We start from the raw sequence: 26,988 nt of genomic DNA, 5'->3' as shown, positions 1-26,988 counted from the left end.
AAAGTGAAAAATGTAAACGTTTTATCAGGGGGAGGAAATATGGGGAAGTTATTTTTAAAAATATGTTTTTTTGCATTAGTGGCTGTTTGTTCATTGGTAGCGAAAATAACATATGCTGAAGAGAGTCAACAAAATAATTATCCGATCATTTTAGTAAATGGGTTTGCCGGATGGGGTAGAGAGGAAATGCTAGGGGTTAAATATTGGGGGGGTGTTCATGATATACAAGAAGATTTGAAACGCAATGGTTATACAGTTCATACCGCAGCTGTTGGACCAGTTTCTAGTAACTGGGACCGTGCATGTGAATTATATGCCCAAATTAACGGTGGAACAGTAGACTACGGTGCCGCACATGCTGAGAAACATGGACATAATCGTTTTGGTAGAACTTATAGTGGTTTTGCGCCGAATTGGAGTGAAACAAATAAAGTTCATTTAGTTGGGCATAGCATGGGTGGACAAACGATTAGAACATTAGTACAGCTATTAAAAGAAGGCAGTTTTGAAGAAAAAAATCATGTGAAAAATCACCCAAACACCAAAATATCACCATTATTTGAGGGTGAGAAATCATATGTTCATAGTGTTACAACATTAGCAACTCCTCACAACGGTACAACACTTGCGGATGGTAGTCTTCTACTACCGTTCGTTAAAGATTTACTCATTACAGCTGCAAGTTTTGGAGGAAACGATAATTTATCACTATATGATTTTAAATTGGATCAATGGGGCATAAAGAAAAATGTTGGAGAGTCCTTTTTCCAATACAGTAATCGTATTCTAAATAGTTCACTTTGGAAAAATACAAAAGATATAAGTCAATGGGATTTAAGTACAGATGGTGCAAAGGAGTTAAATAATTGGGTAAAGACGCAACCGAATGTGTATTACTTATCCTATAGTGGACATGCATCACAAGCGGCACCTATAACAGGTTTACATTTGCCTCATATAACGATGAATAAAGTGTTAATGGGGAATGCATTTTTCTTAGGTTCCTATGCAAGGTATGAAGAAAATCGTCCATTAATTGATACTACTTGGTGGCAAAATGATGGTGTAGTAAATACAAGTTCTATGATTGCACCTTCTTCTAATGCTACCGTAAATAATAATGAGTCATTACAGATTGGGAAATGGAATCATATCGAAACGAAAGCAAATTGGGACCATCTCGACATGGTAGGATTAAGTATTTCAGACACGTTAGGTTTTTCTAACATTCAAGAGTTTTATAGAACAATTGCTGAAAAGCTATCACGTTTACCGAAATAGGTAATAATAAAGCGCTCTCGATGGAATTCGAGGGCGCTTTATATTATATTGAAAGAGGGATTTGGTAGAAAAATATGGGGGGATATTATGAAAATTAAAGTTGTACTATCAGGATATGGAACAGTAGGAAGAGAGTTTATAAAATTACTACATGAAAAATGTTCATATATATATGAAACATATGGTATAGAGTTAGTTGTAAGTGGCGTATTAGGCAGAAATGTTGCAATACATAATGAGGATGGATTATCTATTCACAACTTATTAATGTATGGTAGCAGTAGTGCTGCAATTGAAAAGTATATAGAATATCATCCGGAGGAACGTGCGACAGATAACATAAGTGGTACAGTGCTGGTAGAATCAACAGTTACAAACCTTAAAGATGGAAATCCAGGGAAACAATATATAAAACAAGCGATTGAGAAACAAATGGATATAGTAGCAATTTCAAAAGGTGCGCTTGTTACAAACTGGAGAGAAATAAATGAAGCAGCAAAAATTGCGAATGTACGAATTCGATATAGTGGTGCAACTGCGGCCGCATTACCGACACTTGATATTGGTCAATTTAGTTTAGCTGGTTGCCATGTTGAAAAAATAGAAGGAATATTAAACGGGACAACAAATTATATTCTTACGAAAATGAATGAGGAAGATATTACGTTTGAAGAAGCACTGAAAGAAGCGCAACGTAAAGGAATTGCTGAGACGAACCCAATATTGGATGTAAGCGGATCTGATAGTGCTTGTAAATTGTTACTTTTGACAAACAGTTTAATGGGAACAGAGCATATGCTTACAGATATATATATAAAAGGAATTGAACATGTTACAAAACAACAAATTCGAAATGCTAAGGAACAAAATAAATTTATTAAATTAATAGCTTCAGCGTATAAGGATCAGGATGGTAAAGTGACTCTTAAAGTAGAACCGTACGAAATAGATAAGAATCATCCACTAGCAAATGTAAATGGTACAGAAAAAGGAATTACGTTCTTTACAGATACGATGGGGCAAGTTACTACAATTGGTGGTGCTTCTAATCCACGAGGCGCTGCAGCTGCAGCTTTAAAAGATGTAATTAACTTATATCGTAAAGATTTGTCACGTATGAACGGGTAGTAAAATTACCAATGGGTTAAAGTTTCACTTTATAAAACCGTACCGCCCTTTATAAAAAATACATATGTAGTGGACCTTTTGAGAATGAAATAATTATGCAAAAATGATTGCAGGGGGTAAGGAATTGTTTAAAGATTTTAAAGTTGTCAAAGAGCGTCCCGTTTATATTCAATTGAAAGATTATTTAAAAAAGATGATTATGAAAGGGCATTTGCTCGGGGAGCAAAAAATTCCTTCGACGAGGGAACTTAGCGAATTATTAAGTGTGAGCAGAAATACTGTGCTAGCTGCTTATGCGGATTTAGAGCAAGAAGGACTTATATATGCAGTTAAAGGAAAAGGGAATTTTGTTGCGAAGGTTGATATTTCAAACACTTCGTCTGTTGAAATAGATTGGAAAAATAAACTTAATACAGTTACTTTATTAGCGGATGAATTAGATTTAATGAAACATGGTGTTCGCTGGGAAAAAGGAATGATTGTTTTTAACAGTATCGCTCCGGACGAAAAGCTATTTGATGTGGAAAATTTCAAAAGAGCTTTTCTTACTCGTATGTCCATTGAAGGTGATGTCGTATTAAATTACGGATACGCAAAAGGCTATAGACCGTTAATGAAATATCTACTTCATTATATGGAAATGAAAGGTGTAGATATTTCGAATAAAGACATTTTAATTACAAATGGATTTACAGAAGGGTTAGACATTGTTCTATCCTCGTTATCAAAGAAATCAGGGCGGGTTATTTGCGAGAATCCGACTCATCATGCTGCACTCAAGCTTTTCCGCCTACATGGTCTTGAAGTGCATGGAATAAATATGAATGAAGATGGTATTGATACGAACGAAGTGGAAAAAAGCTTGCGTGAAAAAGAGTTTGATTTTGCATATTTAATTCCTTCCTATCATAATCCAACCGGTATTGTTACGAGTTCAGAGAAAAGAACGGAACTGATGAGATTATTTTCAAAATATAAGGTTCCTATTATAGAAGATGGATTTAATGAGGAACTACGTTATTCAGGTTCACATTTAGCCCCACTATTAACTTTTGCTGGTGCTGGTAATAATGTGATTTATATTAGTAGCTTTTCTAAGGTACTTTTCCCTGGTTTACGTGTTGGATGGATCATTGCAGATAAAGAGCTGATTCATTATTTAGAAAGTGTAAAAAGAGCAAGAACAATTCACACATCTACTTTAGATCAAGCTGTTCTTTTTCAATATTTACATGAAGGATATTTTGAAAAATATTTAAAAAAGGCAAGGTCTGTTTATAAGAAAAAATATGAGTTAGCTGTTGGGGCGTGTAACGAGTACATTCCGTTTCAAAGAATGACCGGTGATGGTGGACTTCATTTATTTATAGAGTTAGAAGAAAAAATTCATGCCCGCACACTTTTGCAAAAGTGTTATGAGCAAGGGGTTACTTTTTCTCCTGGAGATGTGTTTTATTCTGATGGAGAAGGAGCGACCACTTTTCGATTAGGATTTTCACGCCTGAAAGAAGAAGAAATAGTTCGTGGAATCAAAATAATCGGTGATACAATAAAAAACGAAATTTGGAGTTGAGGAAATGAGAATTGGCGTTATTATGGGAGGAGTATCCTCTGAAAAACAAGTATCCATTATGACTGGAAATGAAATGATTGCAAATTTAGATAAAAATATATATGAAATTGTACCAATTACATTAAATGAAAAAATGGATTTAATCGAAAAAGCGAAAGACATTGATTTTGCATTGCTCGCGTTACACGGAAAATACGGAGAAGATGGAACTGTTCAAGGAACGCTTGAAAGTTTAGGTATTCCTTATAGCGGAAGCAATATGTTATCTAGCGGTATATGTATGGACAAAAATATTTCGAAAAAGATTTTACGTTATGAAGGAATAGAAACACCAGATTGGATTGAACTTACAAAAATGGAGGATCTAAATGTTGATGAATTAGATAAATTAGGATTTCCGTTAGTGGTAAAACCAAACTCTGGTGGCTCGAGTGTGGGGGTAAAGATTGTATATGATAAAGATGAATTAATTTCAATGCTGGAAACGGTGTTCGAATGGGATTCTGAAGTAGTAATAGAGAAATATATAAAAGGTGACGAGATTACATGTTCCATTTTTGATGGAAAACAATTACCTATTATTTCAATTCGACATGCGGCGGAGTTCTTTGATTACAATGCGAAATATGATGATATTAGTACAATTGAAGAAGTTATCGAACTTCCAGCTGAACTTAAGGAACGTGTAAACAAAGCGTCCCTGGCTTGCTATAAAGCATTAAAATGCAGCGTTTATGCAAGGGTGGATATGATGGTGAAGGATGGTATTCCATATGTAATGGAGATTAATACATTACCAGGGATGACGCAAGCGAGTTTACTACCAAAAAGTGCAGCTGCAGCTGGAATTGAATATAGTAAACTATTAGATATGATTATTGAAACTTCATTAAGAGTAAGAAAAGAAGAAGGATTTTAAGTAGCGGTATCATGAATAACTTTTGACAGTTACATGAAGTATGTTATGATGAATACAATACGAAAATTAAATATTTTATCCACTAGGGGAGCCTATTATAGGCTGAGATCAAATTGGAATTTGAGACTCTTAGTACCTGATCTGGTTAATACCAGCGTAGGGAAGTGGGAAAGACATTGCTATTTAATAAATAAAAACTGTCAATTTCACTTTCTTTACGCCTGTAAAGAAAGTTTTTTTGTTTTACAGATGTAATAATGGTGGGTAAATACTTAAATTTTATACATAATTGGAGGGATTTAAATGACTTTTTCACAATCATTACGTAAAGAAGTAGATTCAATTTGGGAAGCTAGTTTTCATCATCCTTTTGTAAAAAAACTTGGTGAAGGAACGTTAGATTTAGCTAGTTTTCGCTATTACGTGCTTCAAGATTCATATTATTTAAGTCACTTCGCTAGAGTACAAACTTTAGGAGCTGCAAAAGCACTGGAATTAGAAACGACAGCTCGTATGGCACACCATGCTCAAAATACATATGAGGCGGAATTATCTTTACATGAGAATTTTGCGAAGAAATTAGGGATAACACAAGAAGAAAAAGATACTTTTATCCCTGCTCCAACTGCATACGCATATACTTCACATATGTATCGTGTTGCGTATGAAGGGCATTTAGGTGATATCATTGCAGCTATTTTACCTTGCTATTGGTTATATTATGAAATTGGTGAGCGTTTAAAAGAGTGTCAGCCAGAAGAGCCAATTTATAACGAATGGATTTCTGCTTATGGATCTGATTGGTTCCGAACGTTGGTTGAAGAACAAATTACACGATTAGATGCAATAGCTGAAAAAGTAACAGAGGCAGACCGAAATCGAATGAAACAACATTTTATTATTAGCAGTCAATATGAATATTCATTTTGGGAAATGGCTTATACATTAGAAAAGTGGCCGATAAGTACAGAAGAGAAAAACGTAATAGGATAAAGAGAAGAGATATTGCTATTCACAGGTGTGAATCATATTTATGTATATGATTTAACAAAAGAAGTATTGTAAAAAGACGCATCAATCTAAGTGCGTCTTTTTTTAATTTTTAAAAATGAACTCATGGAAAAATATCCTAAAAATAGGTACATGAACAAGGTGCATCATCTACTGATAGGTCATATTTTGTAGGTGTACGTATTGAACTTAGTTTATAGTATCGTGCTATTTCTACTTAGATTTAACGAACAGAAATATAGGAAAGCGTCGAAAGGTTTAAAGTTAATAAACGGAGGTCATGAAAATGAATCAGTTTCAACAAGAACTACAAGCGTTAAGCCTTAATGATTACCAGTCTGGAAATGTTGTGTATTGGGACCAGCAAAACCAATATCCATATTACTATATTGAAGATGCTGCTCGTCGCTGTGGCGGTTGTGGTCGTTGTGGCGGTTGTGCAGGTCGCTGTGGTGGATTCCGTTGTTTTGGTTGCTTCGGTTGTTTTGGTTGTTTTAGTTGTGGTGGTTGTGGCAGCTGTGGTAGTTGCTCTAATTGTTTTAATGGTACTTCTGATGCTATTGTAATATATGAATATTGACTACGAATATTCATATAAAATATTAGCTTTATATATGTACATGTCGACAAAGAATATAGCGCCATCGCTAGTGGATATATTCAATCATTCAAGTAAAAGAGTAAATCGTACCTTACTCTTTGTTCATATAGTATAGGATTGTTAGCGGAAATCTAAGACTCTTTATATTGAGAAATCAAGAAGAATCATCTTAAAGAGTCTTATCTTTTTTTCATATATTAAAGAGAAGCCAGCAAAAGCTAACGACTCTTTAATGTATGAAGGGAATAAGAAACTGTATTTTGTATTCTTCAAATTACAATCTGATGGCTTAACGTATTTTGTTTCTGAGCCAACATCAGATACACAACTTAATGCAATGAAAGGATACCTTGACCGTAAAGGTTGGTGGTATGAGGTTAAGTAAAATATTCTATGTAACAGCTAATGAGGCCTATGTAAATATATATTAATTTAGTAACAGTATGACAAAGAAACCGATTCCTATAAAAGAGAGTCGGTTTCTTATAATTATTATGTCAAAGTTTAATGCTGATATCTATTAAACAATAAACTCGAAATATTCCGGGAAATCAATGTTATTCATATTCTCTATACCACCATTTTCCTCTATATGAGCATATATTTTATGAACGCATTTATATAACAAGGCCATATGTTTCTCAGGCATATCATCTAGTAATATAAATGCTTCGACACGGTTAGTTGCATTCTTTGCAACTTTAAAATTCCATCTACTATAAAGCTCTGGATTTAACATACAAGATTCGGTATCTGGGCCAAAACTGTAAATCACATTTTCTTTATCCTCATTTTCTTTTATGATTGCTATTAGTGGATATCTCCCCATTGTTCTCAACACTCCTTAATTAAAAACTTTATCAAGAGGAACTTTTAAATGCTCATCAAAAGGTATCATTGGCTCAGTAGATGCAGGTATCGTTCATAAGCATGCTTTTCTAAAGCTTCCTGAAGCAATTCTCTTTGATTTTCAGGGATTTTTCTGTTTGTTATTTCTTCTACTTGGCTAAGATATTCTTGGAATCTAGGTGTATTTAAATTACCAGGGTCAGCAAACATAAATGTATTACGTGCATCTTCTAAAGAATTAAAAGAAGTTTTTGGAATATCTCTAAACTCACTAACGCTAGCATATGCAAAGCGATCTCCCATTTGCAATTTATTCGTAAAATGCGAAATACCTTCTGGGAATTTTGCTACACTCGCACCCTTTGCGAGTGTAGTGACTTTGCTTATGCCTTTATCACCAATAAGTCCTAAACCAACTTGAGTTAAAGCATAACTTCCCCATTTTGCACGACTTTCTGCGTCACCATTTATTACATCATTAATAAATGAATCTGACAATACATGTGACAGAGTCTGACCGCAAAGGAATGAAACAGCATTTTATTATTAGCATTCAATATGAATATTCATTTTGGGAAATGACTTATACATTAGAACAGTGGTCGGTGAATAAAGAATCGAAAAAGGTAATAGGATAGTGAAAAGAGGTATGGATATACATATGTATGGTCAATACCTCTTTTATAATCTTTTGTAAAATTATTGTAAATCCCAAATACAATACGTTACTTATATTGTATAATCTTAATGTATTGTATTTATGATATAAAAGGAGGGCTATGTATGAAAATTTCTTTTAACTTTTATCAGAGTCATGTCATTAATATATAAGTCGGATAAGCGGTATTTGCTTCTCTTTTTAAATAATTAAATTATGTGATGATACTTTAGTTTTTTGAGATCAAGAAAAATGAAGAAAGGAAGTAATCATTTTATGGAAAATTTAAAGTTGTTAACATTTGAAAATATAATAGAACCTCTTTTAAACGAAAGCGTATCATTTATATATTTTCCTATTGAATGGCTCGATATTGTAGAGATACATTATAAGACATTTTTATTAACGAGTAAGTTGAAACGATTGAATGAAAGATTATATGATATGTTTTCTGATATATTATTTATTCAGCATAATCCATATGTATTAAATGAAAATACACCATGGATTGTATGTAAAGAACCTATTAGAAAAGAACAACTTGATTATATTTTTCAAAGTTGGTATGAGATTATTCATGATTGGAAACCTAATAAATTAATAGATTCACCAAAATATGAATGGCATTACGATTTAATTTCTAATTTAACAGTATTACATGATAATGAAGTATATTCTAGGTGGGTGCCCGCTTTAATTTCACATATTTTTTGTGAACGGCCTTTACAGTTAGAAAACATACACGAAGAAGATATATATTTTTCTCCTCTTAGATCACAAAATATTTGCGAGGCTATGTCGGAGCCTATTAAAGACGAAAAAACACAAGATTATTTCGCCTATGTATATCGGTTCGAATATATAACGCGCGGAGGAGAGAACATTCCATTATTAAATGTTTCAATAGGAATTCGGAGGTTTTATCAAGAATATAACCATCCAGACATTCCTTTGCTTTTAAGACGAAAACGAGGCATGATTTTAATTTCTACTCCAGAACTTGCATCGAATAATAAAAAAGTTCGGTTTGTAAAACTAAAAGTACAACAAGCTACAAATGGTATAAAGTGGATAAAGATATTTAGAAATTTAAAAGATGATTTTCATATAGGTGGAGAAGTTGAATTGGAGCATATTCTTCAATATCCGAAAGATTATATGCTGGGAGAAAATCTTAGGGTGTTGCTTCCATACAATGAAAGAATATATAAAGTTCAAGGTACTAAAATAAAACCTGGTATAAAAGTAGAGGAAAGAGAGTATTTATTTAAAGGGTTTCAGCAAAAATTCACTTATTTCACATTACTACCAGAATGTAAAAAACTAGCAATAAATAATAAAAATGAAGTATTCCCTTTAATTGCACCAAAAGGATTAGAGACTATAACGTTAGAAATATGGTCTGAAAAAATATCGATGGAAGTAGAACAAGCGTTATTTGAAAGTGAAATTGTGTTAGCTCAAATTAGTGAGTCATCATATATATTAAATGCAGATTCGCCAGTGCTGTTAAAAATAGTAAGATGTAATATTGAAAAGGTATTGCAAAATCCATATAAAATGCAATATTGCCAAAAGTATAAAACGAATTTAGTAGAGGATGTTATGAAAGCGGTTTATGCTACTGCAGGTGAGCGTAATGATGCGACATTGGCGTTAATTGCAATGAAAAATTGTGATGGACGTGAAAAAATTGATCCAAAGCAAATTGTTAGAGAAGGATTTGCACGAACAAACCGTATTTCAGCATTTATTAATTTATTTATAGGTCAAAGTGTATCTCGTAAAACAATTATAAATTGCCTTCTTAGTTTATTAGAACAAAAAGGATTTTTGAAACGTAGTTGGAATAAGATAAATTTACCTTGTACATATGTTAGTTTATCAATTGAACGAATCTCGAAATTTGATTTCTTACCTATTATTTCACAAATAAAAGGTAAAGAAATTTCATATAAATTATATGGGAATACAGATTGGCAAACGATTGATCGTTTATTATTACATGTAAATAAGCATAATACCTTTTTACCACAGCCTTCAAAGCGAAATGATATGGGGATGCAATTTAAACAATTTGTTTCTGAAACATTAAGAGGAATTTTACAACATGCAAAAGAAAGAAGTGAACAAGTATATTTCATTATAGATGCGAATGTAAGAAAACATTGGATAAAAGAGTTACAAAATAAAAAAATTGATATAGATACTTTCCCTGAATTTTTTCCAGATGTGTTAAAAGTCCCAAACTTAAATATTATTAGAATAAATACATCTTTTGATGTGCCAAAATATGGTGCAATAGAATGTGACGATATACTGGATGGTACGAGTTTATATGTAGATGAAAAAGGAATGTATTATAGCACTGGTGAATATTCGCTTAATGGTAGTGAAACATTGCAGCGATACATACTTGAAATTCTACCGCTAGGTATAAAAGCAGTAGAAAGGAATTATATTGCCAAAATGATACATTACATGTGCTGTAATACAAGTATGCTGTTGGAAAAGGATGTACACATGCCGTATTCCATGCATATGGCGAAAGTAATAAAAGGGTATATGACTGATATAGATGCAAGAGAGTTTAAAGAGTTTGATGATGAACTGGATGTAGATATAATAAAGATAGAAAAGAAAGATTCAATTATTCTGCTGTAAATAATAATAGACAAATCCTGTTCCTTATATCGGTCAGGATTTGTCATTTTTTCATGTAAATAAGGATATCATTTGTCATGTATCTTCTCTTTTACGTATTTACTTTATTTGCATACAGGATTAAGATGTTTTTTAGAAATAAAAAACATCTTATTTGGAAAAGTAATATGAATTGATTCAAAAGAAATTTGAAAGGAATGAGGAATTGTGAAGAAGTTAGATGTGCTATTAATGCTATTGAGCGGCCTCTTTCCAGTTGCAGGAATTATGAAGCAAATCCCATTAGAACAATCTTTATATATTGGAGGCCTTTTATTTTTTACTAGTTTCGGTAGCTATTTTGCGAAAAAAATATATTCACGTATATGTAGTTGGATAGCTTATGCGCCATTTATAACATTACTGCTAGTAATTTGGCATCAAGATATTTCAACAAGTTCAATTATAGCGAACGCGAAAATTGCCGCTTGTGTCGCTTTAATTCCATGTTTATTCCGTTTTCGTACATATGGACTTACTTTCGGTTTATTCGCATTATGGGCCGCTTTATTATGGGATATTAAAGAAGTGCAGTCGTTAGTTATACTTGAACGTATGTCGAGTTTAATGACAAGTCATTTCAAATATCTTATGCTTTTAGTTGGTGGACTTATATTAGGTGGATTAATTGCTATGTTATTACACCGTAAAGAAGAGGATTATAAAGAAAATATAACTTTATTTCAACAAAAAAAGAAACGTAAAAAGCGATCATTTAAGATTCCGATCCCAAGATTACCGAAATTTAAGTTAAAATTATTTAAGTTCGGTGGAAAAGTATCGAAACAAAAAACGCCTGAAAAAATACGTGAGCATAATTACGAAGAACCAACTGCAGTTGCAACATATGAAATGACAGAGCAAATACCTCAATATAAAGAAGAGACTGCTCAAGGTCAAACGAGGATGGAACGTCGTAGAAATCGGTATAATGCATAATGAAGTTAAAAGCCCCTTAATGATTAATCAATTTTAAGAAAAATCATTAAGGGGTTTTTATGTTATTAAAAATTGATTGCTAAGGTGAAATTTATAGCATACTCTAAAGTTGAGGGCTTAAATAAAATAATAGGAGGACAAAATGCTTATTATTACATATATTTCTGTCTGTATATTATTTTTAGTTAGCTTTTTACATGTTTATTGGGCTTTTGGAGGTAAGTGGGCGACAAATAGTATCATTCCAACAAAAGCTGGGGAAAAGGCATTTACACCAGGTACAGGGATGACTTTGTTCATTGCGTTATTACTAAGTATGGCCGCAATAATTTTATTACAACAAACAAATATTATTCATTTTTCATTTCCTACTATTATTGTTCAAATCGGATCTTGGGTTTGTATGATTATTTTTTTCATTAGAGTAATAGGTGAGTTTCATTATTTTGGCATCTTTAAGCGAAAAAAAGATACGCGTTTTGCTAAAATGGATACTGTTTTATATATACCGCTTTGTGCATTTTTATCTTTATCATTCTTACTAGCAATTATTACGTGAACATTAAAATAGTACCTGTTTTCTTGATAATGAATATAAACGTAAAGTGGCAAGTGTAAAAGTGAAAAATCTAGTAGTAAATAAAAAGGATGTAAGCGCCTTTTTATCGAATTATAGATTATTATGAAAGGCGGGTGCACGATGAAGTATGTAAAAGTCAGTATGAATGGTGGAAGTGAACATAAATTTTCGATGACTTTAGAACGGTTTGAAGAACTTATTACGACAGAGAATGGACTATTAGAAAATAAATTAGTTAGTATTGAAAATGTAATGATTAATCCTACTAATATATCCTCTGTAGTTGAAAAAATTGGTGTACCGGCAAAGTTTATGGAAGCTTAAAAATCGGTACATAAAAAACATCCAAGGGGGATGTTTTTTTATGTATAAATATGTTAATTGTACAATGAATTTATGAAGAGAATGTATAGTGATACTTCGTACATGCACAAAAAATAAGTACAAGCATATATTAGATAGTGGGACAAGACCATCGTGTCCTACTTAATACTCAGAAAAAACCTCTATCACATGAGAGCATCTGATTACAGGGTGCTCTTTTTTATTCAGTTCTTTAACTTTCAATTTTAAACATGTCCTTGATGTTAATAAATATTAAAAATAAAATAATAGCAAAAATTAAGTTAGATAAATAGAAATCTTGATGAAATAGTAATTCAAAGATGACATCAAAAGCATATAAAAAGGCGATAGTAGGTAATATACAAATAAATATAAATCTCCAATTTTTTAGATAATGTTTATAATTAGGAAATAATTTCTCCATATACATAGCTCCTATAATTTTTATTTTCTATATAATTATACATTTAAATAAAAAGATTTACAAAAGGTTATTTAGCAATCTTTTTAATACATGATTTGACTAAAAAACTTTTAAAGAGTAACACTTAAATGATACACTATAATCTACGTTATTTTTGAAATGAATAGAGGGATTTACATGATAGATAAAATTAAAAATGCTGTAGAGGATATGCACGAAGATGAAGCAAAATATTTACTTCAAAGTATTCTAATCCAATTAAATTTATTAGAAGAAAAGTATAGTGAAGATACTATTAAAAATTTGATGGATATTTCTAAGCAACTAACGAGTAATACATCTTATAAAAGAAATGTAAAAGAAAGCTTACACGTACATATTGCTTTTGATGATTCAACAGCTGGATGTTTAAAGCATATGCTTGGTCAAGAAGAACGATTGGAAGAGATGGTCGTTGCTTTTTCTGAATTCTTTTCAATTGGGCCGATAAATAAGTTACATATGAATGAAGGGCAACTAGCAAGACAGAAATGGTTAGTAAACAACTTAAATGCTTATGAAAATTATTTTGAAGAAGAGTATTTACCAAGGTTTTTAGAAACTATAGAAGAACTACACGCTATACCTATTGAAACCCCTATTACAATTTGGAAAGCCGATAACGCACATGAACATGTAGGTCTATGTTTTGTAATGGCGCAATTAAAAGATAAGAAAAATATTCGCGTTATGAATACATCTGATGCAAGTAAAAAAATATTAAAACTAGAGTATGCGATTCGTGGAACTGGAGAGTTAGCACCTGAAAGTTTAGCTCTAATTCAAAAAAGTTTTGTAAAATTGCCGTATTTAACTGTAGAGAAACGTACGCAGTTTGAACATGAGTGGGATAGTCTATCGAAAAGTACGGAATTTTTAAGAGTTTGGACAGACAATGAAGTACGTTCTGTACAAGAAAATTATTTTGATCAATTTATTATTGAATGCGCGAAAAGTATAGGTGCTGATCAAGAATTCCTAAAAGCTCCTAGAGTAATTGGTGAAGCACTTGGTCTTGTAGAACAATCAGTTGGCGATACGTTTTTAGAATATCGCTTAAAGGAATTAATTAAACAAGAAGTATTTGAATTTGAAGGTTCATTAGATGAAATGCGTTTCTATAGTGTGAAATTAAGAAAATAATACATCTATTTCGTTTATGAAGAAGCTCGTATTTTTAAATACGAGCTTTATTTTTTGTTGAATTTAGGCTATACATAAGCTTCCCAGAGAGGGCATATCACATATGAATGGTAAAGGAAATGAATGAAAAGAAGGTGATTTATTAATATGTATAACCAGCAAAATTATCCATATGATCAAGCGATGTATTATAATCCACAAAACTACGGGTATGAACCTACAAATGAAGTGAGAGATATTGAACAAGAAGATTACAGACCAGATGATGCGGAAGATGCTCCAACGTCACCACCTCCGTCACAAACGCCGTCGTTACCGTCTACATTTGCTTCTCCTGCACAACCAGGTAATATGAAATCCTGGATGTGTAACTGTCTAGGAAGATGGGGCTATTTACGCTTACATCGTCCTGGTCCTTTCGGAAGGGATTTATGGTTCTTCCCGACTGAAGTGAGAAGAAATGGAGTATCAGGTTACACGTGGCAAGGTGGTCGTCGTCGTAAAGTAAGTTATCGCTATCAACAAATTAGTAATTTTATGTGCTTCGCATAAAGAGAAGTGAGGGAGTGAAACGATTTTACTTTCTCACTTTTTATTTTTCAATATACGAAGTAAGATTTTGATTAAAAATTTACAATATTCTCGTTTTTATTAGAGTATAATGCATATGTTGGGTTGGTTTTCAACAACAAATGAGAGTGAGGGAATACAATGTCAATGAAAAATAAAGTTGGGTTAAGCATAGAGGATGGCATTAATTTAGCTTCAGCTCAGTTTAAAGAAGATGCGTATGAAATTTATAAAGAATCGAGAAAAAAACAACCAATATTATTTGTAAACCAAGTTGAAATCGGTAAAGAATGGCTTATTACTAGATATGAAGATGCTCTGCCACTTTTAAAAGATAATCGTTTAAAAAAAGATTGGACAAATGTGTTTTCTCAAGATACAAAGAACATGTATCTTTCCGTTGATAATAGTGACCACTTAACAACACATATGCTAAATTCAGATCCACCTAACCACAGTCGTTTACGATTTTTAGTTCAAAAAGCTTTTACACCGAAGATGATTGCACAATTAGACGGAAGAATTCAGAGAATAGCAGATGATTTGATAAGTGATATAGAGCGAAAAGGTACATTAAATCTTGTGGACGATTATTCATTTCCATTACCAATTATTGTGATAAGTGAGATGCTCGGTATTCCAAAAGAAGATCAAGCGAAATTTAGAATTTGGTCTCATGCTGTTATTGCATCACCAGAAACACCTGAAGAAATAAAAGAAACTGAAAAACAACTATCTGAGTTTATTACATATCTTCAATATTTAGTTGATATGAAACGAAAAGAGCCAAAAGAAGACTTGGTGAGTGCTTTAATACTTGCAGAGAGTGAAGGGCATAAACTGAGCGCTCGGGAACTATATTCAATGATAATGCTATTAATTGTAGCAGGACATGAGACGACAGTGAATTTAATTACAAATACGGTATTAGCACTTCTTGAAAATCCAAATCAATTACAGTTATTAAAAGATAATCCAAAACTAATTGATTCGGCTATTGAGGAAGGATTACGTTATTATTCTCCAGTTGAGGTTACAACTGCAAGATGGGCAGCAGAACCTTTTCAAATTCACCATCAAACAATACAGAAAGGAGATATGGTTATTATCGCATTGGCTTCAGCGAACCGTGATGAAACTGTGTTTGAAAATCCAGAAATATTTGATATTACACGGGAGAACAACCGTCACATTGCCTTTGGCCATGGTAGTCATTTCTGCTTAGGAGCTCCACTTGCGAGGTTAGAAGCAAAGATTGCTATTACTACTTTGTTCAAACGAATGTCTGACCTACAAATAAAAGGCGATCGTAAAGACATTAAATGGCAAGGTAACTATTTAATGCGTTCTTTAGAGGAATTGCCTTTAACTTTCTAGAATAGTTAAAGGGAGACATGCATACATTGAAAATGTTTTACATAGAGTATGTATGTGTAATTTAAATTCGAAACGGAAGGGTGAAAACATCCCAATGATCAACTAATTCTATTTATAAGAGATCTTCGTTAAAAAACGAAATATTCTTCTGAATAGGGTTAGTCTGTACATTTATAGAAAAGGGATGTATTTCGCTCTGCGAATATATAGTCTTTTTATATGATTTGTGCTGCCTCCTGTTCAGAACATGAAATAGGAGGCTTTTTTATGTCGACAAATGTAGTAACGAAACAAAACAATGGGGTATCACAAGTATTAAAAAATCGGTTTGTGCAAGGGATTTTAGCATCAGCATTATTTTTACAAATTGGAATATGGGTTCGGAACTTTGCGGTATTACTTTATGTAATGGAAATGACAAAAGGTGATGCTTTTGCTATTTCGATGATTTCAGTGGCGGAGTTTGCTCCAATTTTCATCTTTTCCTTTATTGGCGGTACTTTTGCTGATAGGTGGAAGCCGAAGAGGACTATGATATGGTGTGAGACTTTAAGTTCTTTATCAGTATTTGCAGTATTAATTACTCTAATGTTTGGAACGTGGAAAATCGTATTTTTTGTAACGCTCATTTCTGCAATTCTTTCACAGTTTTCTCAACCATCTGGAATGAAATTATTTAAACAGCATTTATCGGCAGAACAAATTCAATTAGCGATGTCTATTTATCAAACAATATTTGCGATATTTATGGTGTTAGGACCGATTCTTGGAACATTTATTTTTCATAGTTTTGGAATTTATATTTCAATCATTATTACAGGTATTGCTTTTTTACTTGCAGCAGCTGTGTTATTATTTCTTCCGAAAGATCTTGAGAATGATAATGAGAAGAAAGAAATCACTCTGTTACAGGAAATGCTTGATGGTATTAAATATGTGAAAAAGAAAAAAGCATTAACTTTGCTAGGGCTTTGTTTTATGGCAGCAGGACTAGGAATTGGTTTAATTCAGCCGTTAGGTATTTTTATTGTAACTGAGCAGTTAGGATTATCAAAAGAGAGTTTACAATGGTTACTAACAGTAAATGGTGCAGGAATGATTGTTGGCGGTGCTTTAGCGATGGTATTTGCAAAAAACGTTGCGCCGCAAAAAATGTTAATTATCGGTATGCTCGGTCAGGCAATCGGCATCGGTATTATAGGTTATTCTACAAATTTATGGGTAACACTCATAGCACAACTTTTTAGTGGGTTAGCTCTTCCATGTATTCAAATAGGTATTAATACGCTTATTATTCAAAATAGCGATACAGATTTTATTGGTCGTGTAAATGGCATTTTAAGTCCATTATTCACTGGTTCAATGGTAGTAACAATGAGTATTGCTGGTTCATTAAAAGAAATGTTCTCATTAAGTACAATGTATGAAGGCACAGCTTTACTATTTATAATTGGATTATTATTTATTTTACCTATATACAATTTAAAGCCAGTAATAGCGGTAGAAAGTAAAATAAACGGTAAAGGAAGTGCTGTGCAACATGAATCCTAATCCAAATGTTAAATATCCCATTGAAGGAAATAAAAATGTTCACTTTATAAAAAATACAATAACGAAAGCTAATATACTCGCCGGATACTATTCATATTATGATGCGAAAGATGGAGAAACATTTGAAGAGCGTGTAATACATCATTATGAATTTCTTGGAGATCGCCTTATCATTGGAAAGTTTTGTTGTATTGCAAATGGAGTTACCTTTATTATGAACGGAGCGAATCATCGGATGGATGGATTTTCGGCATATCCATTTAATATATTTGGAAATGGGTGGGAGAAGCATACACCTAGTTTGTCTGATCTACCTTACAAAGGGGATACAGTCATAGGTAATGATGTTTGGATTGGTATGGATGCAACAATTATGCCCGGAATCAAAATAGGAGATGGTGCAATCATTGCAGCTAAATCTGTTGTGACTAGAGACGTTGCACCATATACAATTGTTGGTGGAAACCCCGCAAATAAAATAAAGGAACGATTTACAAATACAATAATAGAGGAATTACTGCAAATTCAATGGTGGCATTTTGATATTGAAAAAATAACTGAAAATATAGATGCTATTGTACAAGGGGATATAGAGCCATTAAGAAAGCTAAAAATGGAATAAAAAATGCATAACAAAGAGTATCATACCTCCGAATTTTGTTAATGATAATAGAACGAGGAGGTGTGATACTATGGCACAAGACGTTTTATGTGAAGTAAACAATTGTAAATTTTGGGCTAACGGTAATAAATGTAGCGCAGACGCAATTTATGTAGTAAGTCATAAAGGAAAACAAGCATCGACTACAGAAGAAACAGATTGCAAAACTTTCGATCCGGAAGTATAAATTTTTGAAGGGTAGCCAAATCGTGGTTGCCCTTTTATTAATTATAGTATTGATAATAAATCTCATTTTCATTCACTGTTTTTAACTTTTCTTTTCTTTTTTCATATTTTCTTCATCAGTGATGTGATCCAAAGCAATTCATGTTCAATACGTGATTTACTAAATTCAATGACTTCTGTAATAAAAGATGAGCTAGCATCTAAAGATTGAATAGCAGTAAGCTGTTTATGTAGTACGTTTTGGCGTATTGTTAAAATTTCTTTTCTAGCTTCATAATCAAGTTTTTCAAATAGCGCGATACGAACAAGAAATTCTGCATTGTTTGTCGCGAGTTTTTCGGGAAACTCGCGTAACATTTCAGAAAAGATTTCTTCTCCTGTTTCAGTAATGTCATACATATTTCGGTTTGGTTTTCCGACTTGTGTATGTACCTTTTTCGTTATAGCCCCCATATTCTCAAAACGTCGAAGAGAAGGATAAAGCATATTATGATTTAATTCAAAATTCTCTCCTAACCGATTTTGAATATTTTTCTTTATTTCATACCCATATTTTGGCCCTGACGTCAATTCTGCGAGCAATAAAATATCAACATACATAAAAATCCCCCTTATTTATTTCTCAAGTTCTCCTACGAAAAATCCCCTTTAGTATATGTTAAAATAACATATGTTAGATTATACAACTTTGAATTACCGACCTATCACTTTTATTGTAAAAGAAAAGGGAGGAAAGGACTATGGCTTCGCCTGAAAATGTGATTTTAGTTCATGAAATTTCAAAGCTGAAAACGAAAGAGGAATTGTGGAATCCGTATGAGTGGTATCAATTTATGAGGGATAATCACCCAGTACATTATGATGAAGAGCAAGATGTTTGGAATGTATTTTTGTATGAGGACGTAAATCGTGTTTTATCAGACTATCGCCTGTTTTCAAGTAGAAGGGAGCGAAGACAATTCTCAATCCCTCCTTTAGAAACTCGAATCAATATTAATTCTACTGATCCACCAGAACATCGCAATGTACGTTCTATCGTTTCTAAAGCATTTACTCCAAGGAGTTTAGAACAATGGAAACCTCGAATACAGGCTATCGCAAATGAACTTGTACAACATATTGGAAAATATAGTGAAGTTAATATCGTTGAAGAGTTTGCTGCTCCTTTACCTGTTACTGTTATATCCGATTTGTTAGGAGTGCCAACAACTGACCGCAAAAAAATTAAAGCATGGTCTGATATTTTATTTATGCCGTATAGTAAAGAAAAGTTTAATGATCTGGATGTAGAAAAGGGGATAGCACTAAATGAATTTAAAGCATATCTTCTACCAATCGTTCAGGAAAAGAGATACCATTTAACGGATGATATTATCTCAGATTTAATACGAGCTGAATATGAAGGAGAAAGATTAACTGATGAAGAAATTGTTACTTTTTCATTGGGTTTATTAGCGGCTGGTAATGAAACAACTACAAATTTAATTATTAATAGTTTTTACTGTTTCTTAGTGGATTCACCAGGAACATATAAAGAATTAAGAGAAGAACCTACATTAATTTCAAAAGCAATTGAGGAAGTATTACGCTATCGCTTTCCCATTACATTAGCTAGGAGAATTACAGAGGATACAAATATATTTGGCCCTTTGATGAAAAAGGATCAAATGGTGGTTGCGTGGGTAAGTGCAGCAAATTTAGATGAGAAAAAGTTTTCGCAAGCCTCTAAATTTAATATACACCGAATAGGAAATGAAAAGCATTTAACATTTGGTAAAGGTCCTCACTTTTGCTTAGGGGCACCACTTGCACGTTTAGAAGCTGAGATTGCATTAACTACCTTTATAAATGCTTTTGAAAAGATAGCATTATCTCCATCGTTCAATTTAGAACAATGTATATTGGAAAATGAACAAACTTTGAAATTCTTACCTATCTGCTTAAAAACTCAATAAACTGTTCAGCAAGGTACAAATTTACTGTACCTTGTTTTTTTATTTCTCAATTGTGAAATTTTAGTTGGTTATTTAGTATGGAAGTGTGTGAATAAGAGTAGAGGAGGATGCTTATGTTAACGTGTAATGGAAGTAAGACGTTCCAAACATTTATTAAAGCTGTAACGGATTTAATAAATAGTAATTTGTTAGAAGATCAAATGGTTTGTGGGATTGAAAAATTATTAGAAGAACTTTTAGAAAAGAAAACATGGCTTCCGTTAGAAAAACAGCAGGCGAATTCGGCTCAATATGCACGACACTTATTATATGAAGATCCTTTAAATCGTTTTGAAGTATTAGCTCTTGTATGGAAAGATGGACAATCGACTCCTTTGCATGATCATGATGGCACATGGGGAGTAGAAGGTGTATTTACAGGAAGAATAATGGTGCAGAACTTTATACAAACTAAGCAGCTTGAAAATTCACTTGTTTATTTAACTCATACAGGAAATCTTTATTTGGGAGAAGGAGAAACAGATAAAGTCATTCCACCAGCTGATTGTCACATTCTTGAAATAGATAAAAATGAAAGCGTTGTCACAATTCATATTTACGGAAAATGTTTAGAAAAGTTTAAAGTTTACGTTCCAACTAAAGAAAAAAATGTATACACGTGTGAGACAAAATATATTCGTTATAATTCATAGTTTAAAATCCAAAGCCTTTGCTTTGGATTTTATTTATAATTATTTCTTGACCTGAAACGCTTTTCATAAATTATAAATAAAGAGTGCTTTACGAGAGTGGTATGAAAACGATACCTTTTGTTTAACATGAGCTCGTGTATATATAGAAAGTGGTGAAGAAATAATGAAATTAATCGCAATTGATTTAGATGGAACTCTTCTTTCGGGGAACAAAATGATTAGTAACGAGAATGCAGAAGCAATTCGAAAATGTCAGGAAGTTGGTCATGTTGTAGCAATTTGTACAGGTCGTTCTATCGTCGATATTGAACGATTGTTGTTAGAAGTTAATTTGGATTGTCCAATTATTGCCGAAAATGGTGCGCTTATATATAATGATAAAAAAATGATGAAGAGATATCCAATTCAAAATATGCAGGCGCTCGAGATTGTGAATTATCTTGAAGAAAATGGATTATATTATCAGCTTTATACTAATAAAGGTGTGTACGTACCGGAATATGGAGTAGAGAGTGTACGCAATGAAATCGATTATGTGAAACATTCAAATGAAAATATCGATTTGAAAGAGTTGGAAACGATCGCAGCATTATACCTTGAACATACAGCATTTCTTAGTGCAGAAAGTTGTAAACCAATTGTAGAAACAGATATACATGTGCATAAGCTTTTACCATTTTCTTATGACATGGAAAAATTAAAAAAGTTAAAAGAAACGTTTCTGCATAATACTGATTTAGCAATTACATCTTCATATTGGCATAATTTAGAGATTAATCATCGAGACGCTCAAAAAGGAAATGGACTATATACTTTAGCGGAACATCTAAATATTCCAGTTGAAAATACTGTAGCGATAGGTGATGGGTTAAACGATGTATCCATGATGGAAAAAGCAAATCTATCAATTGCAATGGGGAACGCAGTCGAAGAAATAAAAGCGATGTGTCAATATGAAACTTTGACTAATGAAGAACATGGTGTTGCACATGCTTTATATAAATATGTAATGTAATATAAAAAGAAAAAAAGAATCTAAATAGATTCTTTTTTTCTTTTTATTAGGGGTAAGGTATTCTATGAGATCCATAGAAGCCTTATTACATTTTATTATATAGAATATATTGGAATAAATGTTTATATTTTTCATAGTAATTGTGAAAATTTTATGAACTTTATATTTAATGCATTTTTATAATACAACTAATACGTATGAATTCATGTCAAAACTTAACAAATGTAAGGAGCTAAGGAGAGTTTGTGCAACATAAAAGATCATGATTGGCACAGCTAATAATTAATCGGTGATGAAAAAACTTACTAATTAGAGTTTCAATTTTGTACGGATATATTTTTTCTTTTTAATTGAAAAATAAAATTTGTTCGAATAATTATTCTTCAGCTATATACCTACAGGCACATTCTTCGTATAATGGAGAAGTATGAATTTAAAATTTGTATGAATTTTACATATTGAGGTGAAAAAGGAATGAATGCGCGGCTAATGGAACTTATTGATGTGAGTACAATAGAAACCATGGCAGAACAATTTTATCAATTAACCAACATATCACATCAACTTCTTGATGCTGAAAAAGAATGTATATTTTCATTTGGAATAAATGAAAAGAAAATATGTAAACTTCCCAAACTTGAAATCCCCATTTTTTTATACAATCAATATTTAGGATCTTTTGTTGTATGGTCTCAGAAAAGTGAAATTTTCAATTGCCAAAAATACTTTGAAATGCTTTCAAATTTAATTATAGATGGAGTAATGAAAGGATTTCAAAATAAAAATACAACGTTACTTACTCGAAAAGAGGAGGAACTACATACAATCTTACAAAACATGCCTGTTATGGTTGATGCACTTGATTATAATGGAGATTTTGTTTTGTGGAATCGCGAATGTGAAATTGTGACAGGCTATACTGCGGAAGAGGTAATTGGAAATCCAAACGCACTTCGATTACTGTATCCGGATCATGATTATCGTCACGAGATACAAAAGAAATTTTTGACTCGTGGAAAGAACTTTAGAGACTGGGAAATGCGTTTAACTTGTAAAAATGGTGAAATTAAAACGATAATGTGGTCCAATATATCAGAACAGTTTCCTGTAAGTGGATTTAGTTATTGGGCTGTTGGTGTGGATATTACACATTTAAAAGCAATAGAAGAGAAATTAAAACAACAAACGTCTGAATTAGAATTAATTTTTCAGGCTTTACCAGATTTATGTTTCTTAACGGAAGATGATGGAACAATTATTGATTATAAAGCAGGATCCCCTACAAAATGTTACGTACCCGCAGAAGCTTTTATGGGAAAAAAGTTTTACGAAGTATTACCATCTACAGTAGCAAAAAAATTTCAAGAAGCAATTTGTCAAGTGAAAGAAAAAGGGACAAATGTAATTGTGGAATATCCACTTACAATTAATGAAAGTATCGATTTCTTCGAAGCTAGATGTTTACCGTTATTGCATGATAAAATTATGATTATTGTACGTGATATTACAGAGCGGAAAAAGACAGAAGAATTGCTAAATAAATCAGATACACTTGCAGCAATCGGTCAATTAGCAGCTGGTGTTGCTCATGAAGTTAGAAATCCATTAACAGTCATTAAAGGCTTTATACAGCTATTTCAAATTAATAAAGAAGATCAAGAAAAATATTTTGATTTAATGCTTTCTGAAATTGAAAGAATAGAAGCGATTCTTCAAGAATTTTTGTCGATTGCTAAAACAGATGAACTAAGCACCGAAAAGAAAAATATTTATCAAATATTTAAAAATGTCGTTTCGTTAATAAATACAAAAGCAATTATGACAAATATTCAAGTTGAATTATATGCAGATTCTAAAGATATAATCATTGAATGCTCAGAAAATCAACTGAAACAAGTATTTATTAACATTTTGCAAAATTCAATCGAAGCTATGCCAGATGGTGGGAGAATTTCAATTCACATAAAAGAAATAGGAAAAGATGGTATCATTATAAGTGTAATTGATAAAGGAATAGGAATACCTGAAGAACGAATTAAAAGATTAGGCGAACCTTTTTATAGTACGAAAGAAAAAGGTACCGGTATTGGATTGATGTTAAGTTATAAAATTATTGAAAGTCATCAAGGGAATATAAGTATTATGAGTGAGGTTGGCGTCGGAACAACAGTAACGATTTACTTGCCAAAATTTCAGAGTAAAAAGCCTTTATCAGATTATGATGATAGATTTGAATCGATACGTCCAATTATTAACTCTTAAATTATTAAATACCCAATAACCAAAAGCTAAGTTTTTGGTTATTGGGTATTTTTGTATTTAATTTAGAAAACTTTACCTTTTCTTTAGATTTGCTTTAATTTCTATTAAGTTTTTATCAATATATTAGTATTTGTGCAAAGTAATGTATAGAAAATGTGCATTACTTTTAATATATAGATTCAATTATTAATAGAAATACAGTAAGGAGGAGGTTATGACAAGGTGAAAAAACAAGAGAAAAAAAGCGGTAGAGCAGTACCGATGCGGTTAAACATTTTATTCTTATGTGTATTTATATTGTTTTCTGCCATGATTATACAATTAGGTAAAGTACAAATTATCGATGGTGAGACGTATAAAAATGAAGTGAAGAAGAGAGAAAATGCAACCGTAAGCCTTTCTGTGCCGCGGGGAAAAATATTTGACCGAGAAGGGAATCCAGTAGTTGATAATAAGTCTTTACGTACAATTACATATACAAAGATGAAAGGTGTAAAATCAGAAGAAATATTAAAAACAGCAAGACAACTTGCAGACATAATTGAAATACCACAAGAAGATATAGACAAGCTAACTGAGACGGATAAGAAAGATTTTTGGATGCAATTAAATCCGAAACTAACTGAAAAATTAGTATCTAAAAAAGAAATAAATAAGTTCAGAGATAAAGATATTACCGGAAAAAATTTAGATAAAAAAATTGAAGAGTTAAAAAGAAAACGAGTTACAGATAAAAATCTTCAGGATTTAACAGATAAAGATATTAAAGTGTTAGCTATTAAAAGTAAGATGACTTCTGGTTATCAAATGGCTCCTCAAATTATTAAAAAAGATGTTAGTGAAAAGGAATTTACTATAATTAGTGAAGGTTTAGCAAATCTCCCAGGTGTAGATGTGTCGGTTGATTGGGAGAGAGTGTATGTAAATGATGGATTATTCCGATCTGTTCTTGGAAATGTTTCTAATTCCGATGAAGGATTACCAGGTGAGCGATTAGATTACTATTTAGTACGTGATTATAGCCGAAATGATAGAGTTGGAAAAAGTTATATCGAACAACAATACGAAGATGTACTGCATGGTTCAAAAAAAGAAATAAGAAGTGTTGCAGATAAACAAGGTAATACAATAAGAACGGAAACTGTTTCTGAGGGAAAGAGTGGTAAGAATTTAACTTTAACAATAGATATGGAGTTGCAGAAAAAAGTAGAAGAAAGTATTGAAAAAATATTAAAGATATATAAAGGGTCAGAATCTATGTTGGACCGTGCTTTCGTTGTGATGATGAATCCGAAAAACGGACAAGTATTATCCATGGCTGGAAAAAGACTTGTAGAAAAAGACGGGAAAACAGAAGTTGAAGACTATGCATTAGGCACAATGACTAGTTCATATGAGCTTGGATCAACAGTGAAAGGTGCGACAGTTTTAACTGGATTTGAAACAAAAGCTATAACTCCAGGTACATATTTTTATGATGCACCCATGAAGTTTAAAGGAACTAAGGAAAAAAAGTCTTGGAAAGATTTTGGTAATATTGATGATTTAAGAGCGTTACAAGTCTCTTCAAACGTTTATATGTTTCATACAGCATTAAAAATTGCTGGTGTGGATTATGTGAAAAATAGTTCATTAAACATTAAGCAGGAGTACTTTGATAAAATGAGGTATTATTTCGGGCAATTTGGATTAGGTGTTCCAACGGGTATCGATTTACCGAATGAAACAGCTGGACAAATTGGTAAAAAAGATAATCAACCTGGGTTTTTATTAGACTACTCAATTGGCCAGTATGACACATATACACCACTCCAGCTCGTACAGTATATTTCAACAATCTCAAACGGTGGATATCGAATGAAGCCACAAATTGTTCAAGAGGTAAGAGAGCAAACGTCGCAAAAAAATGAGATTGGTAAAGTGGTACATGCAGTAGAGCCAATCGTTTTAAATAAAATAGATATGAAAGAGGAATATATAAATCAAGTAAAAGAAGGATTTAGAAGGGTATTCCAAGAAGGTGATGGAACAGGAGTAAGGGCGTTCCAAAAAGCCTCTTATAAACCAGCAGGTAAAACAGGGACAGCACAGACAGTTTACGGTGGAGAAAGTGATATCGGAAGAAATGAAAAGGGTGAAAGAAGAAAATGTTATAATTTAACGTTAGCAGGATATGCGCCATATGATAATCCTGAAGTAGCATTCTCTGTGGTTGTGCCGTGGGTTATTAATGATAAATCTGGTATTAACTCTGATATTGGAAAAGAAGTTTTAGATGCTTATTTTGAATTGAAAAATAAGCGGTTGACTGGAGAAACTACAAAAATAGATAGCTCTCAAGAAGATTAAAAAATACGAAATGTTATAGAAACTAGAGTCGTCTTATGTAGGAATAAATTCAAAATGGGTGATAGAGATGTAAAATCAAACTATCAACTATTCACGCTTTATAAAATTAATCATATATTGATAGCATAGGACAAGCTGAAAAGCTTATTCTAACCTCACAGAACACTCCTTATCACG

At 32.3% G+C, this 26,988-nt stretch carries 24 protein-coding genes, 3 pseudogenes and 1 riboswitch; of the genes and pseudogenes, 23 read left to right on the top strand and 4 right to left on the bottom strand.

The features are described 5' to 3' along the window. The first annotated feature begins 39 nt into the window (after window positions 1-39). The 7 genes and pseudogenes from ACTFRS_RS05300 to ACTFRS_RS05270 form a co-directional block, all read left to right on the top strand. Window positions 40-1,281, top strand: coding sequence for an esterase/lipase family protein (locus ACTFRS_RS05300; RefSeq protein ID WP_242294035.1), 1,242 nt, complete (start codon window positions 40-42; stop codon window positions 1,279-1,281). 87 nt (window positions 1,282-1,368) lie between these two features. After that, on the top strand, window positions 1,369-2,409 hold the full coding sequence (locus ACTFRS_RS05295; RefSeq protein ID WP_139869034.1) for a homoserine dehydrogenase: 1,041 nt from the start codon (window positions 1,369-1,371) through the stop codon (window positions 2,407-2,409). 124 nt (window positions 2,410-2,533) lie between these two features. Then, entirely contained in the window at window positions 2,534-3,982 is a 1,449-nt protein-coding gene (pdxR, locus tag ACTFRS_RS05290; RefSeq protein ID WP_139869033.1) for a MocR-like pyridoxine biosynthesis transcription factor PdxR, read from the top strand. 4 nt (window positions 3,983-3,986) lie between these two features. Next, window positions 3,987-4,901: a D-alanine--D-alanine ligase gene (ddlB, locus tag ACTFRS_RS05285; RefSeq protein WP_431084609.1), complete on the top strand. Its 915-nt coding sequence runs from the start codon at window positions 3,987-3,989 to the stop codon at window positions 4,899-4,901. A gap of 74 nt (window positions 4,902-4,975) precedes the next feature. Then, a riboswitch (TPP riboswitch) is annotated at window positions 4,976-5,081 on the top strand. A 123-nt stretch (window positions 5,082-5,204) separates the two neighbouring features. Beyond that, window positions 5,205-5,894: a thiaminase II gene (gene tenA / locus ACTFRS_RS05280; protein WP_440024034.1), complete on the top strand. Its 690-nt coding sequence runs from the start codon at window positions 5,205-5,207 to the stop codon at window positions 5,892-5,894. Window positions 5,895-6,198: 304 nt separating this feature from the next. Next, window positions 6,199-6,492 carry a heterocycloanthracin/sonorensin family bacteriocin gene (locus ACTFRS_RS05275; RefSeq protein ID WP_047386168.1) on the top strand — a complete coding sequence of 98 codons (294 nt, stop codon included), beginning with the start codon at window positions 6,199-6,201 and terminating at the stop codon, window positions 6,490-6,492. 289 nt (window positions 6,493-6,781) lie between these two features. Continuing rightward, window positions 6,782-6,898: pseudogene (locus tag ACTFRS_RS05270) on the top strand (N-acetylmuramoyl-L-alanine amidase C-terminal domain-containing protein); the annotation flags it as partial. A gap of 135 nt (window positions 6,899-7,033) precedes the next feature. On the opposite strand, the gene ACTFRS_RS05265 reads toward ACTFRS_RS05270, so the two are convergent. Further along, on the bottom strand, window positions 7,034-7,342 hold the full coding sequence (locus ACTFRS_RS05265) for a hypothetical protein (protein WP_431084612.1): 309 nt from the start codon (window positions 7,340-7,342) through the stop codon (window positions 7,034-7,036). An 89-nt stretch (window positions 7,343-7,431) separates the two neighbouring features. Further along, window positions 7,432-7,875 (bottom strand): annotated as a pseudogene (locus ACTFRS_RS05260) (hypothetical protein); the annotation flags it as partial. On the opposite strand from ACTFRS_RS05260, the pseudogene ACTFRS_RS05255 reads away from it, so the two are divergent. The 5 genes and pseudogenes from ACTFRS_RS05255 to ACTFRS_RS05235 all read left to right on the top strand — a co-directional run. Next, a pseudogene (locus tag ACTFRS_RS05255) lies at window positions 7,866-8,000 on the top strand (TenA family transcriptional regulator); the annotation flags it as partial. The pseudogenes ACTFRS_RS05260 and ACTFRS_RS05255 overlap by 10 nt on opposite strands. Before the next feature lie 296 nt (window positions 8,001-8,296). Next, entirely contained in the window at window positions 8,297-10,684 is a 2,388-nt protein-coding gene (locus ACTFRS_RS05250; protein WP_439194721.1) for an RNaseH domain-containing protein, read from the top strand. Window positions 10,685-10,891: 207 nt separating this feature from the next. After that, window positions 10,892-11,662 (top strand): DUF3959 family protein, encoded by a 771-nt coding sequence (locus ACTFRS_RS05245; protein WP_242293592.1) that lies wholly within the window; start codon window positions 10,892-10,894, stop codon window positions 11,660-11,662. A gap of 142 nt (window positions 11,663-11,804) precedes the next feature. Further along, window positions 11,805-12,221 (top strand): DUF3995 domain-containing protein, encoded by a 417-nt coding sequence (locus ACTFRS_RS05240; RefSeq protein ID WP_440024037.1) that lies wholly within the window; start codon window positions 11,805-11,807, stop codon window positions 12,219-12,221. A 141-nt stretch (window positions 12,222-12,362) separates the two neighbouring features. Next, entirely contained in the window at window positions 12,363-12,566 is a 204-nt protein-coding gene (locus tag ACTFRS_RS05235; protein ID WP_000878375.1) for a hypothetical protein, read from the top strand. 232 nt (window positions 12,567-12,798) lie between these two features. Here ACTFRS_RS05235 and ACTFRS_RS05230 read toward each other — a convergent pair whose 3' ends face one another. Next, complete coding sequence (locus tag ACTFRS_RS05230; protein WP_139865695.1) at window positions 12,799-13,011, bottom strand: hypothetical protein; 213 nt, start codon at window positions 13,009-13,011, stop codon at window positions 12,799-12,801. A 177-nt stretch (window positions 13,012-13,188) separates the two neighbouring features. Here ACTFRS_RS05230 and ACTFRS_RS05225 point away from each other — a divergent pair, with 177 nt between their 5' ends. From ACTFRS_RS05225 to ACTFRS_RS05200, 6 genes are all read left to right on the top strand, one after another. Continuing rightward, on the top strand, window positions 13,189-14,193 hold the full coding sequence (locus ACTFRS_RS05225; RefSeq protein ID WP_440024039.1) for a DUF1835 domain-containing protein: 1,005 nt from the start codon (window positions 13,189-13,191) through the stop codon (window positions 14,191-14,193). Window positions 14,194-14,340: 147 nt separating this feature from the next. Continuing rightward, entirely contained in the window at window positions 14,341-14,745 is a 405-nt protein-coding gene (locus ACTFRS_RS05220; RefSeq protein WP_139865697.1) for a hypothetical protein, read from the top strand. Window positions 14,746-14,904: 159 nt separating this feature from the next. Continuing rightward, window positions 14,905-16,140: a cytochrome P450 family protein gene (locus ACTFRS_RS05215; RefSeq protein WP_139865698.1), complete on the top strand. Its 1,236-nt coding sequence runs from the start codon at window positions 14,905-14,907 to the stop codon at window positions 16,138-16,140. A 267-nt stretch (window positions 16,141-16,407) separates the two neighbouring features. Continuing rightward, window positions 16,408-17,691, top strand: a complete 1,284-nt coding sequence (locus tag ACTFRS_RS05210; protein WP_440024042.1) for an MFS transporter — start codon at window positions 16,408-16,410, stop codon at window positions 17,689-17,691. Further along, window positions 17,681-18,313: a Vat family streptogramin A O-acetyltransferase gene (locus ACTFRS_RS05205; protein WP_139865700.1), complete on the top strand. Its 633-nt coding sequence runs from the start codon at window positions 17,681-17,683 to the stop codon at window positions 18,311-18,313. Before ACTFRS_RS05210 ends, ACTFRS_RS05205 begins: the two co-directional genes overlap by 11 nt. Window positions 18,314-18,383: 70 nt before the next feature. After that, on the top strand, window positions 18,384-18,539 hold the full coding sequence (locus ACTFRS_RS05200; RefSeq protein ID WP_000046091.1) for a DUF1540 domain-containing protein: 156 nt from the start codon (window positions 18,384-18,386) through the stop codon (window positions 18,537-18,539). 101 nt (window positions 18,540-18,640) lie between these two features. Here ACTFRS_RS05200 and ACTFRS_RS05195 read toward each other — a convergent pair whose 3' ends face one another. Continuing rightward, the gene (locus tag ACTFRS_RS05195; protein WP_062822557.1) at window positions 18,641-19,138 is read right to left on the bottom strand and encodes a PadR family transcriptional regulator; all 498 of its coding nucleotides are present in this window, start codon (window positions 19,136-19,138) and stop codon (window positions 18,641-18,643) included. A 140-nt stretch (window positions 19,139-19,278) separates the two neighbouring features. Here ACTFRS_RS05195 and ACTFRS_RS05190 point away from each other — a divergent pair, with 140 nt between their 5' ends. The 5 genes from ACTFRS_RS05190 (at window position 19,279) to ACTFRS_RS05170 (ending at window position 26,811) form a co-directional block, all read left to right on the top strand. Further along, on the top strand, window positions 19,279-20,493 hold the full coding sequence (locus tag ACTFRS_RS05190; protein WP_000158000.1) for a cytochrome P450: 1,215 nt from the start codon (window positions 19,279-19,281) through the stop codon (window positions 20,491-20,493). A 113-nt stretch (window positions 20,494-20,606) separates the two neighbouring features. Next, the gene (locus ACTFRS_RS05185) at window positions 20,607-21,185 is read left to right on the top strand and encodes a cysteine dioxygenase (protein WP_440024045.1); all 579 of its coding nucleotides are present in this window, start codon (window positions 20,607-20,609) and stop codon (window positions 21,183-21,185) included. Between the two features lie 163 nt (window positions 21,186-21,348). Next, window positions 21,349-22,200 carry a Cof-type HAD-IIB family hydrolase gene (locus ACTFRS_RS05180; protein WP_139865702.1) on the top strand — a complete coding sequence of 284 codons (852 nt, stop codon included), beginning with the start codon at window positions 21,349-21,351 and terminating at the stop codon, window positions 22,198-22,200. 474 nt (window positions 22,201-22,674) lie between these two features. Further along, a complete protein-coding gene (locus ACTFRS_RS05175; protein WP_440024048.1) occupies window positions 22,675-24,462 on the top strand; it encodes an ATP-binding protein in 1,788 nt (595 codons plus the stop codon). A gap of 222 nt (window positions 24,463-24,684) precedes the next feature. Beyond that, window positions 24,685-26,811, top strand: coding sequence for a peptidoglycan D,D-transpeptidase FtsI family protein (locus tag ACTFRS_RS05170; RefSeq protein WP_440024050.1), 2,127 nt, complete (start codon window positions 24,685-24,687; stop codon window positions 26,809-26,811). The last annotated feature ends 177 nt before the right edge of the window (window positions 26,812-26,988 follow it).

The organism is Bacillus cereus group sp. MYBK139-1, from assembly GCF_051916915.1.
GTDB classification, from domain to species: domain Bacteria; phylum Bacillota; class Bacilli; order Bacillales; family Bacillaceae_G; genus Bacillus_A; species Bacillus_A pacificus.
Note: the sequence above shows the minus strand (reverse complement) of the source record. Positions and strands in the feature narration are given on the sequence as shown.

What these genes read in the sequence shown, in the direction of transcription:
- ACTFRS_RS05300 (WP_242294035.1), top strand. Translation starts at nt 40, where the DNA reads ATGGGGAAGTTATTTTTAAAAATATGTTTTTTTGCATTAGTGGCTGTT.
- ACTFRS_RS05295 (WP_139869034.1), top strand. Translation starts at nt 1,369, where the DNA reads ATGAAAATTAAAGTTGTACTATCAGGATATGGAACAGTAGGAAGAGAG.
- ddlB (WP_431084609.1), top strand. Translation starts at nt 3,987, where the DNA reads ATGAGAATTGGCGTTATTATGGGAGGAGTATCCTCTGAAAAACAAGTA.
- tenA (WP_440024034.1), top strand. Translation starts at nt 5,205, where the DNA reads ATGACTTTTTCACAATCATTACGTAAAGAAGTAGATTCAATTTGGGAA.
- ACTFRS_RS05275 (WP_047386168.1), top strand. Translation starts at nt 6,199, where the DNA reads ATGAATCAGTTTCAACAAGAACTACAAGCGTTAAGCCTTAATGATTAC.
- ACTFRS_RS05265 (WP_431084612.1), bottom strand. Translation starts at nt 7,342, where the DNA reads ATGGGGAGATATCCACTAATAGCAATCATAAAAGAAAATGAGGATAAA.
- ACTFRS_RS05250 (WP_439194721.1), top strand. Translation starts at nt 8,297, where the DNA reads ATGGAAAATTTAAAGTTGTTAACATTTGAAAATATAATAGAACCTCTT.
- ACTFRS_RS05240 (WP_440024037.1), top strand. Translation starts at nt 11,805, where the DNA reads ATGCTTATTATTACATATATTTCTGTCTGTATATTATTTTTAGTTAGC.
- ACTFRS_RS05235 (WP_000878375.1), top strand. Translation starts at nt 12,363, where the DNA reads ATGAAGTATGTAAAAGTCAGTATGAATGGTGGAAGTGAACATAAATTT.
- ACTFRS_RS05230 (WP_139865695.1), bottom strand. Translation starts at nt 13,011, where the DNA reads ATGGAGAAATTATTTCCTAATTATAAACATTATCTAAAAAATTGGAGA.
- ACTFRS_RS05225 (WP_440024039.1), top strand. Translation starts at nt 13,189, where the DNA reads ATGATAGATAAAATTAAAAATGCTGTAGAGGATATGCACGAAGATGAA.
- ACTFRS_RS05220 (WP_139865697.1), top strand. Translation starts at nt 14,341, where the DNA reads ATGTATAACCAGCAAAATTATCCATATGATCAAGCGATGTATTATAAT.
- ACTFRS_RS05215 (WP_139865698.1), top strand. Translation starts at nt 14,905, where the DNA reads ATGTCAATGAAAAATAAAGTTGGGTTAAGCATAGAGGATGGCATTAAT.
- ACTFRS_RS05210 (WP_440024042.1), top strand. Translation starts at nt 16,408, where the DNA reads ATGTCGACAAATGTAGTAACGAAACAAAACAATGGGGTATCACAAGTA.
- ACTFRS_RS05205 (WP_139865700.1), top strand. Translation starts at nt 17,681, where the DNA reads ATGAATCCTAATCCAAATGTTAAATATCCCATTGAAGGAAATAAAAAT.
- ACTFRS_RS05200 (WP_000046091.1), top strand. Translation starts at nt 18,384, where the DNA reads ATGGCACAAGACGTTTTATGTGAAGTAAACAATTGTAAATTTTGGGCT.
- ACTFRS_RS05195 (WP_062822557.1), bottom strand. Translation starts at nt 19,138, where the DNA reads ATGTATGTTGATATTTTATTGCTCGCAGAATTGACGTCAGGGCCAAAA.
- ACTFRS_RS05190 (WP_000158000.1), top strand. Translation starts at nt 19,279, where the DNA reads ATGGCTTCGCCTGAAAATGTGATTTTAGTTCATGAAATTTCAAAGCTG.
- ACTFRS_RS05185 (WP_440024045.1), top strand. Translation starts at nt 20,607, where the DNA reads ATGTTAACGTGTAATGGAAGTAAGACGTTCCAAACATTTATTAAAGCT.
- ACTFRS_RS05180 (WP_139865702.1), top strand. Translation starts at nt 21,349, where the DNA reads ATGAAATTAATCGCAATTGATTTAGATGGAACTCTTCTTTCGGGGAAC.
- ACTFRS_RS05175 (WP_440024048.1), top strand. Translation starts at nt 22,675, where the DNA reads ATGAATGCGCGGCTAATGGAACTTATTGATGTGAGTACAATAGAAACC.